6 protein-coding genes and 3 pseudogenes are annotated in these 8791 nt (G+C 69.5%); 5 read left to right on the top strand and 4 right to left on the bottom strand.

What is annotated here, in order from left to right; translation table 11 throughout:
* Positions 1–138, top strand: a pseudogene (locus ACFWR9_RS41635) (Lrp/AsnC family transcriptional regulator); the annotation flags it as partial.
* A 23-nt stretch (positions 139–161) separates the two neighbouring features.
* Here ACFWR9_RS41635 and ACFWR9_RS41630 read toward each other — a convergent pair.
* The 4 genes and pseudogenes from ACFWR9_RS41630 to ACFWR9_RS41615 all read right to left on the bottom strand — a co-directional run bounded on the left by ACFWR9_RS41630 (position 162) and on the right by ACFWR9_RS41615 (position 2355).
* On the bottom strand, positions 162–575 hold the full coding sequence (locus tag ACFWR9_RS41630) for an ATP-binding protein (RefSeq protein WP_383852579.1): 414 nt from the start codon (positions 573–575) through the stop codon (positions 162–164).
* Between the two features lie 72 nt (positions 576–647).
* Positions 648–815, bottom strand: coding sequence for a hypothetical protein (locus tag ACFWR9_RS41625; protein WP_383852576.1), 168 nt, complete (start codon positions 813–815; stop codon positions 648–650).
* Positions 816–892: 77 nt separating this feature from the next.
* On the bottom strand, positions 893–1906 hold the full coding sequence (locus tag ACFWR9_RS41620) for an alpha/beta fold hydrolase (RefSeq protein WP_383852574.1): 1014 nt from the start codon (positions 1904–1906) through the stop codon (positions 893–895).
* Positions 1907–1984: 78 nt separating this feature from the next.
* A pseudogene (locus ACFWR9_RS41615) lies at positions 1985–2355 on the bottom strand (VOC family protein).
* Positions 2356–2390: 35 nt separating this feature from the next.
* Here ACFWR9_RS41615 and ACFWR9_RS41610 point away from each other — a divergent pair.
* The 4 genes and pseudogenes from ACFWR9_RS41610 (at position 2391) to ACFWR9_RS41595 (ending at position 8675) form a co-directional block, all read left to right on the top strand.
* Positions 2391–2714: a MarR family winged helix-turn-helix transcriptional regulator gene (locus ACFWR9_RS41610; RefSeq protein ID WP_383852582.1), complete on the top strand. Its 324-nt coding sequence runs from the start codon at positions 2391–2393 to the stop codon at positions 2712–2714.
* 20 nt (positions 2715–2734) lie between these two features.
* Positions 2735–3427 carry a 2-phosphosulfolactate phosphatase gene (locus tag ACFWR9_RS41605; RefSeq protein WP_383852572.1) on the top strand — a complete coding sequence of 231 codons (693 nt, stop codon included), beginning with the start codon at positions 2735–2737 and terminating at the stop codon, positions 3425–3427.
* Positions 3428–3732: 305 nt separating this feature from the next.
* Positions 3733–5238 (top strand): annotated as a pseudogene (locus ACFWR9_RS41600) (RICIN domain-containing protein); the annotation flags it as partial.
* Positions 5239–5387: 149 nt separating this feature from the next.
* On the top strand, positions 5388–8675 hold the full coding sequence (locus ACFWR9_RS41595) for a LamG-like jellyroll fold domain-containing protein (protein WP_383852569.1): 3288 nt from the start codon (positions 5388–5390) through the stop codon (positions 8673–8675).
* Positions 8676–8791 lie beyond the last annotated feature (116 nt).

The following is an 8791-nucleotide window of genomic DNA, read 5'->3' as shown; positions in this document are numbered from 1 at the left end:
ACCACGACCACCGAGCAGCTACAGGACGTGCTGCGCCGGATCTACGCCATCGACGGGGTCAACGGGACCAGTGCGACGGTTGTGCTGGAGACGTTCTTCGAGCGGCAGGTTTCCCCGCAGGCCGCCGATCGGTCGTGAGTCGACGTAGCCCCCACAGGGAGCTACGAGGTTGCGGCGGGCGGACGGAAGCAGGCTATGACGGTCTTGCCGTCGGGACAGGGAAGCGCTTCCCACTCATCTGCCAGCGCCTCGACGAGGAACATGCCGCGCCCGCCCAGGCGGTCAGGGCTCGCCGCCCGGGGCAGGGGGAGATCGGCGGAAGAGTCGTGCACGGCGATGTGCAAGCAGCGCTCGTCCCACGTCATCATCAACTGTGCGCTGCTGCGGGCGTGAACCTGCGCGTTGGTGACAAGCTCCGAAACGGTCAGCAGCACGGCGTCCACCGTCTCCGGAGCCGTGGCGGTCCACCGCATCTTCCGCAGGTTGTCGCGCGCCCAGTCACGTGCTGTTTTGACATCGCTGGTGAGCGGCAACGACCTTGCCCAGCCCACTGCCCGTAGGGATGATCCGCTCACCGTCGGCACCTCCTGCTCCGGTTCCCGTCCTCTGCCACGACTACCCCGCCCCGGCGGATCGAGGCACGGGCCCTACTGGGACAGCTGCGACTCCTCGGCGTAGCGGGCCAGTCCTTCCGCCATGCCCTTTTCGTAGGCCAGGAGGCGTTGTTCGACCTTCTCGGTCAGCCGTTCCCCGGTCAGCTTCCAGACGACTTCCGGCGGCGCGCTGGTAGTCGCTGTGACGTCGTATGTGTGCATGGTCCCGGGCTCCTGTGAGTGGATGCGGTGAGGCGGTCGGCGGCGGCGTAGCCGGCGTGGTCATCCGTCGAGGAACTTCAGGAGTTCGGCGGTGACGAAGCGGGGTTCTCCTCGACGAGCCAGTGCCCGGCTTTCGGAACGTCCACCGCCCGCTCGATGTTGGTCATGCGCGGGGCCACTGTGCCCCGGATCGCGTCGAGTTGTCCCTCAGCGGTCATGAGCAGGGTCGGGACGCGTACCGGTGCTGCTGCCACGGTGTCGCGGACGTCCCTGTCGAGGGCGCGGTAGAGCTCGAAGCCGCCCGAGAGGGCCGTGGGACGGCTGTAGGTGCGTGCGTACTCGTTGATCTCGGCGCGGGTGAACGGGGATCGGTCGGATGGGCCGCCGAACGCCGTGCCGCGATAAGAGACCTGGGGGTAGAACAGCGCCAGGTAATCCCTGACGTCGTCGCCCACGACCGCCTCGGGGACCCGTCGCTGGGCGTGAAAGGCGATGTGCCAGCTCAGTGAGCGGTAGGTGGGTGCGTCGATCGCGGGTCCAGGCAGCGGCAGGTCCAGGTAGCCAAGGCGTGAGGTGTCGTCGGGAAACTGGCTCGCGTACTGGAATGCCACGGCCGCGCCGAAGTCGTGCCCGATGACACGGGCGTCGTTCAGCCCGAGCCGATCGGCGATCAGTTTGTGCACGTACCGCGCCAGTGTGGCTTTGTCGTAGCCGGTCGGTGAGCCGGTGCCGTCGCCCAGTCCGGGTAGGTCGACGGCGTAGACGGTGTGGTGCTTGGCGAGTTCGGGCATGATCGGCCACCAGCCGTACCAGGTCTGCGGCCAACCGTGTATCAGCACGACCGGCGTGCCGCTGCCGCCCGTCACGTAGTGCATACGGACACCGTCGACGTTGGCGAACTCGTGCCGGAAGTCCTTCTCGAACCGAGGATCGTCCTGGGTGACGGCGGCGTACGCGGGGGCGTCGTCTTCCGCTGTCGGTGTGGAACAGGCCGTGGCGGTGATGGTGAGCAGGAGGGTGAGGAGGACCGTTGCCACCGTTTGCGCGGAGCGCCGGAAGCGGTGTGGCATCGGCCGCGGTGCTGTGGTCATGGGTCGCAGTCTTGCCAGCCGCCCCATGACCTGGCACACAATCTTGCGGTTACGGCAAGAACTTGTGACGGACCGTGGTCAGCCTCCGTGGACCGTGAGCCGGTAGCCCTCGGGGCCGGTGAAGGTGAACGTCCGGCCGAAGGGGCCGTCCTGCACCGGTCCGGCGACCTCGACTCCCGCGGCGACGAGCTGTGCGTGCAGCTTGTCGGCGTCGTCGGTGCGCAGCCACAGCGCCACACCCAGGCCCGGGGTGGAGCCGCCGGCCAGGTCGGTGCCCGGGAGCGGCTCGCGCACGGCGAAGGGGATCGGGGTGGTGGCGAAGACCACCGCGCGCGGCGGAGAGGCCGGGACGCGATCCAGGCCGAGGTGCTCCTCGAAGAAGGCCGCGGCAGCCGGTACGTCCTTGACCTGAAGGGCGATGAAGTCGGGCCTTCGACGGTGGCGGTCATGGTTCCTCCAGAGATCTCCATGTCAGGACTTTGACATTGGTGACTGTAGGCACGCACTACTCGATCAACAGCCCGGCCTGTCCAACGCCGACCTCGCCCGCGGCACCTTCGTCACCCGGCAGTCCGCCAACGTCGTCCTTCGCGGCCTCAAGGACGCCGGCCTGATCACCCGGCCGACCTCCGCCGAACACGGCCGCGCCCTGCCCGTACACCTCACGCCGGCCGGACGGGATCGCCTCCACGCCGCCCGCAACGCCGTCTACGCCATCGAGAAACGCATGATCAGCAAGGTTCCCGCAGACCGCTTGACCTCGCTGCTCGCCGACCTCGACGCCATGGCCGAAGCACTCGACGACTGACCGGGCGGCACAATGGCGCGATGGATCATCAATTCGTTGGCATACCGGAGTTGACCGACGTTCCCCGCGTCGCGGTCGTCATCGACGTCATGCGGGCCTTCACCGTGGCCGCCTGGGCATTCTCGCGCGGCGTCGAGCGGATCGTGCTGGCCTCGACGGAGCGTGAGGCGCTGGAGCTGAAGGAGAGCCGGCCGGGTTGGCTCGCCCTCAAGGACGGGGCTCCCGCGCCCGGGTTCGACGCGGTGAACTCGCCGGGCCTGCTCAGGTCCGCCGATTTCGCCGGTCGCACGCTGGTGCAGAAGACGACGGCGGGAACCGTGGGCGCGCTGGCCGTCGCGGACGCGCCGTTGGTCCTGTGCGCGAGCTTCGTGGTGGCCGGACCGACGGCGCGGTTCCTGCGGAGCCAGGCGACCGGTCCGGTCACGTTCGTCGTCACCGGGGAGGGCGGCAGGGCCGACGAGGATCTGGCCTGTGCCGAATACATCGGTCGGTGTGTGGACGGTGGCGGCGTCGAGGCGGCCCCGTACGTCCACCGCGCGAGGAACTCACGTGCCGCGGCAGAACTCGCCGGAGGGCTGCGGAGCGGGTACCACCCGGATGACGTCGATCTCTGCCTGGAGGTCGACCGGTTCCCCTTCGCCATGGTGGCTCGCCAGGAGGGGCCACTGACGGTGCTCCGGCCCGTTGCGGTGCCTGATTCCGCGCCGGTCTGAGCCGCTGCCGACACCCGTTGGCCGGAAGCGCACGCCCAACCGGATCGGGCGGGTCACACCCCTGGACGGTCGTCACGGGGGTGTGCTCTCATCCTCAGTGCGCTCCCGTCTTCCAACGATGTACAACACCGCGACCTCGTACGCCCGTCGGCACGGCGCCCTGCCCCCGTGCGGCCCGTGGTGGGGCCGGCGGCACTGAAGCATCCGAGTCCACAGTCAGGAGACCCGCATGTCCGTCAGCAGACGCGCCCTCCTCGGCACCGGCGCCCTGGCCCTCGGCACGGCGGCCTTGGGCGGCCCGCTGGCCCGGGTTCACCGACCCGCGGCAGGGCTTCGAGACCTGCGGGATCGTCGAGTTCATGGCCAGCCACGAACTGCTCACCAGGATCACCGGCGACCCGGTCTGGGCCGACCGGTGCGAGGACCTGGCCTTCAACATGCTGCCCGCCTCCCTCGATCCGCAGGGCAGGTCCATCCACTACGTCACCAGCGCCAACGGCGTCGACCTGGACAACCGGCCGAAGACGCAGGGGCAGTTCCAGAACGGCTTCGCCATGCAGGCATTCAAGCCCGGCGTGGACCAGTACCGCTGCTGTCCGCACAACTACGGCATGGGCTGGCCCTACTTCACCGAGGAGCTGTGGCTGGCCACCCCGGACGGCGGACTGGCGGCGGCGATGTACGCCCCGAGCCAGGTCCGCGCGCAGGTCGCCGGGGGTACGACGGTCACCGTCACCGAGGACACCGGCTATCCCTTCACCGAGACCGTCACGCTGACCGTGGCCACGCCGCGCCCGGTCTCCTTCCCGCTGCGGATGCGGGTGCCGGGCTGGTGCGACGGGCCGGAGGTCCGTGTCAACGGCCGCTCCGTCGCCGCGCCGGCCGGGCCCGGCTGGGTGACCGTGCGGCGTACCTGGCGCGACGGCGACAAGGTGACGCTGCGTCTCCCCCAGCGGACCACGCTGCGCCAATGGCCCGCCCAGCACGACGCCGTCAGCGTCCAGCACGGGCCCCTCACCTACTCCCTGCGGATCGGCGAGCGGTACGAGCGGTACGCGGGCGACGACGCCTTCCCCGAGTACGCGGTGCACGCCACCTCGCCGTGGAACTACGGGCTCGCCGCGTCGCCCCGACTGGGCTTCACCCCGGCGCGGGGCCCCGTGCCCGACAACCCCTTCACCCACGAGACGGTCCCGGTCCGCATCACCGCCGAGGCCCGTCGCGTCGACGAGTGGGTCGCGGACGACGAGAGCGTGGTCGCGCCTCTCCAGGCCGGGCCTGCGCGCAGCGACTCCCCCGCGGAGACGGTCACCCTCGTCCCCATGGGCGCCGCCAGGCTGCGTATCACCGCGTTCCCCACGGCCACGCCCGACGGCAGGGCCTGGACGCCCGAACCCCCGTTCCGGCGCGTCCAGAACAAGCACAGCGGCAAGGTCCTCGCCGTGGACGGCATGTCGCTGGAGAACAGCGCGCGCGTCGTGCAGTTCGACAACTCCGGTACCAGCGACCACGCCTGGCAGCTCGTGGACCGGGGTGAGGGCTGGTACCTGATCCGCAACGGTAACAGCGGCAAGGTTCTCGGCATCGACGGCATGTCCACCGCGAACAGCGCCCGCGTCGTCCAGTACGAGGACAACGGCACCGCCGACCACCTGTGGACCCTGGTGGACAACGGGGACGGCTGGTACCGCATCCGGAACCGGCACAGCGGCAAGGTCCTCGGCGTCGACGGCATGTCGACCGACAACGGCGCGCAGGTCGTCCAGTTCGACGACAACGGCACCGCCGACCACCTCTGGAAGTTCCTGTGACGCTTCGGGAGTGAGCCTTTACCGCGCCTGGGTTGACGGCGGATCAGTGAAGTGGTGCGCGAGGTCTGGACAGGCGCGGAAGGGCGTGTTGTCATTCCGCTGACACAAGCTTTCCAACGTTGCAAAGACGGCTTCCGAGGAAGGGTCCGATGACGAGACCACACACCCGCCCACGAGCCAGAGTGTGGGCACTCCTGACAGCGGCGGCCCTGGTGCTGCCCACGAGCGGCCTCACGGCCTCCGCCACGGCCGCGGAGGCGGCCACCGGCACGTCCGCGGTCCAGACCGAGAAGGACGGCCCGGCTGCCGTCGAGGTGCAGGGCCTGAAGGGCGAGTACTTCAGCATGTCCGCGCCGGGCGCGAGGGACTTCGCCGAACTCGGCGGCACCGTACTCGACCCGCAGGTCAACTTCTCCGGGCTGACCAGCACCTTCCAGGAGCTGACCGGCAGGACGGAGCACACGACCGCCCGCTGGACCGGGCAGATCGCGGCGCCGGCCACCGGCGACTACACCTTCCACGCCATCGGCGACAACGGCTTCCGGCTCTTCATCGACGGCGAGCCGGTCATCGACCACTGGCAGCCGGACTGGGACAACGAGCAGACCAGCGCGGCGGTCCGGCTGAACGCGGGTGAGAAGCACGACTTCCGCCTGGAGATGTTCCAGGACACCGGCGGCGCCAACATGTTCCTGCGCTGGTCGACGCCGACGACGGCCAAGCAGCTCGTGCCGATGTCGGCGTTCACCCCACCGGAGGACTTCGAGGTCTACCCGCTGGAGCTGAACGTCGGCGAGGACGGCCGGCAGGTGCGGGCCCGCTTCGAGGGCAGCGTCGGCGACGTCAGGGGGCTCGCGGAGCACCTGAAGGTCGAGGCCGACACGACCGCGATGCCCATCAAGTCGGTGCGGGTGGCGCCCGGGGACCGCAGCTCGCTCCTCATCACGCTCGCGGAGCCGATCCAGAAGAACCAGCAGGTCAAGTTCTCCTACGACGGCGAGGGCGGCCTCACCGACGGCGGCGAGACGGTGCCGCAGGTCGTCCGCTACGCGCAGAACGCGTCCACCCACCGGCTCACCACCCCGTGGGGCGACAAGCTCGACGAGAAGAACCCGCTGCCCGAGTACCCGCGCCCCCAGCAGGTACGGTCGAAGTGGAAGAACCTCAACGGGCCGTGGCAGTTCAGCGCCGCGGAGGCCGGAGAGCAGCCGGTCTTCGGCAAGAACCTGGACGAGAAGATCATCGTGCCGTTCCCGGTCGAGTCACAGCTCTCCGGGCTGGAGCGGCACGAGGACCACATGTTCTACCGCAAGCTCGTCGAGGTGCCGAAGAGCTGGAAGGTCGGCAAGAGCGACAAGGCCGGCAACCGCCTGAAGCTCAACTTCGGTGCCGTCGACTACCAGGCACGCGTCTTCGTCAACGGCAAGAAGGTCGCGGAGCACACCGGCGGATACAACGCCTTCAGTGCCGACATCACCGACGCGCTGAAGGGCAAGGGGCCGCAGGAGGTCGTCGTCGCGGTCACCGACACCGGCGGCGCCAACCAGCCGATGGGCAAGCAGTCACGGAACCCCGGCGGCATCTTCTACACCCAGTCCTCCGGCATCTGGCAGACGGTGTGGATGGAACCCGTCGCCCGCGCGTACGTTGACAACGTAGTCACGACCCCGGACATCGACACCAGCAGCCTCGCGGTGACCGTCGAGTCCGGCGACGCCTCCGACAAGGCACGGGTCGAGGCCGTCGCGCGTGACAAGCGCGGCAAGGTGGTCGGCAGGGTCAGCGGGCCGGCCAACGAGAAGCTGCGGCTGCCCGTCGCGAAGCAGCACCTGTGGAGCCCCGACGACCCGTACCTCTACGACCTCGACGTGAAGCTCGTCGACGGCAGGTCGACCGACCGGGTCGGCGGCTACTTCGGCATGCGGAAGATCAGCGTCGAGCAGGTCGGCGGGTTCCCGAAGCTGGTGCTGAACGGGAAGCCCGTCTTCTCGCTCGCCACCCTTGACCAGGGCTTCTGGCCGGACGGTCTGTACACGGCACCGAGCGACGACGCTCTCGCCTTCGACCTCGAGGCCCACAAGAAGCTGGGCTTCAACGCCGTGCGCAAGCACATCAAGGTGGAGTCGCCGCGCTGGTTCTACCACGCGGACCGGCTCGGGCTGCTGGTCTGGCAGGACTTCGTGTCCGGGAACTTCCCCGACGAGTCCGGGCAGCAGGCGTTCGTCGAGCAGGGCACGGAGATGATGCGGCAGCACCACAACTCGCCCTCCATCATCGGGTGGATCGTCTTCAACGAGGGCTGGGGCGAGTGGAACCGGGAGGCCACCGGCCGTCTCGCCGAGTCCGTGAAGGCCGCCGACCCGTCCCGGATCGTCAACGCCCACAGCGGTGTCAACTGCTGCAACTCCAAGGGTGATTCGGGCAAGGGCGACATCATCGACCACCACGACTACAACAACGAGGATCCGCCCTTCCCCGACGAGAACAGGGCCGCCATGGACGGCGAGCACGGTGGCTTCACCCTGCGCACGCCGGGGCACATGTGGCCGGGCGCTCCTACGGTGATCTACAGCGGTGTGGCCGACAAGGAGGCGCTGACCCGCAAGTACGTGGCGAACACCGAGGAGTTCTACCTGGCCCAGGCCGGCGCGGAGCTGTCGGGCTCCGTGTACACGCAGATCACCGACCTGGAGAACGAGCTGAACGGTCTGTACACATACGACCGCCGGGAGATCAAGGTCGATCCGGTCCGGGTCCGTGAGGTCAACCGCAAGGTCATCGCGGCCGGTGCGGCGGCGGGCGACCGGGAGCCGTTGACGGGCGGTGGCAGCTGGTCCCTCGACGAGGGCTCCGGCACCACCGCCGAGGACGACGGGCCGAACGGCCGGGACCTGACACTCGCCGCGGGCACGACCTGGACCCCCGGCGTCAGCGGCAGCGCGCTGAAGTTCGACGGTCAGGGCCAGTCCGCGCAGACGGACGGGCCGGTCCTCGACACCACCGGCAGCTACTCGGTATCCGCCTGGGTACGGCTCGACGCGCTCCCCGGCAACTACGCCACCGCGGTCAGCCAGGACACGCGGCGCCAGGCCAGCCCGTTCTACCTCCAGTACGGTCAGGGTGCCTTCGCCTTCAGCACGCCCGGCGAGAAGCGGGCCCGGGTGGAGACCACTCCGGAGACGGGCCGCTGGTACCACCTCGTCGGCGTACGTGACGGCGCGGACAACCAGCTCAGGCTGTACGTCGACGGTGAGCCGGCCGCCACGTCGGCCGCCGGACCGGCCTACCCGAGCACCGGCCCGCTGACCGTGGGCCGCGCCCAGTGGGACGGCAACGCGACCGACTTCTGGAACGGGGCGGTCGACCAGGTCCACGCCTACGACAAGGCCCTCACCGACGAGGAGGTGAGGGCTCTGTACATCGAGGAGAAGCCGTAGGTTCCAGGCTCTCCGAGGTCCCGGGGGGGGGCGGGGGGGCCCCCCCTAGCCCCCCGGGGTGGAGCGGGCCCGGCCGCCCCCCCCCCTGGGCACTGGGGGCCCCCGGGGGTCAACCC

The sequence above is a fragment of the Streptomyces sp. NPDC058534 genome (assembly GCF_042717365.1).
Taxonomy (GTDB): Bacteria; Actinomycetota; Actinomycetes; order Streptomycetales; family Streptomycetaceae; genus Streptomyces.
The sequence above is the reverse complement of the archived record's forward strand: the minus strand, read 5'-3'. Positions and strand labels throughout refer to the sequence as shown.

What these genes read in the sequence shown, in the direction of transcription:
- ACFWR9_RS41625 (WP_383852576.1), bottom strand. Translation starts at nt 815, where the DNA reads ATGCACACATACGACGTCACAGCGACTACCAGCGCGCCGCCGGAAGTC.
- ACFWR9_RS41620 (WP_383852574.1), bottom strand. Translation starts at nt 1,906, where the DNA reads ATGACCACAGCACCGCGGCCGATGCCACACCGCTTCCGGCGCTCCGCG.
- ACFWR9_RS41605 (WP_383852572.1), top strand. Translation starts at nt 2,735, where the DNA reads ATGGATCATCAATTCGTTGGCATACCGGAGTTGACCGACGTTCCCCGC.
- ACFWR9_RS41595 (WP_383852569.1), top strand. Translation starts at nt 5,388, where the DNA reads ATGACGAGACCACACACCCGCCCACGAGCCAGAGTGTGGGCACTCCTG.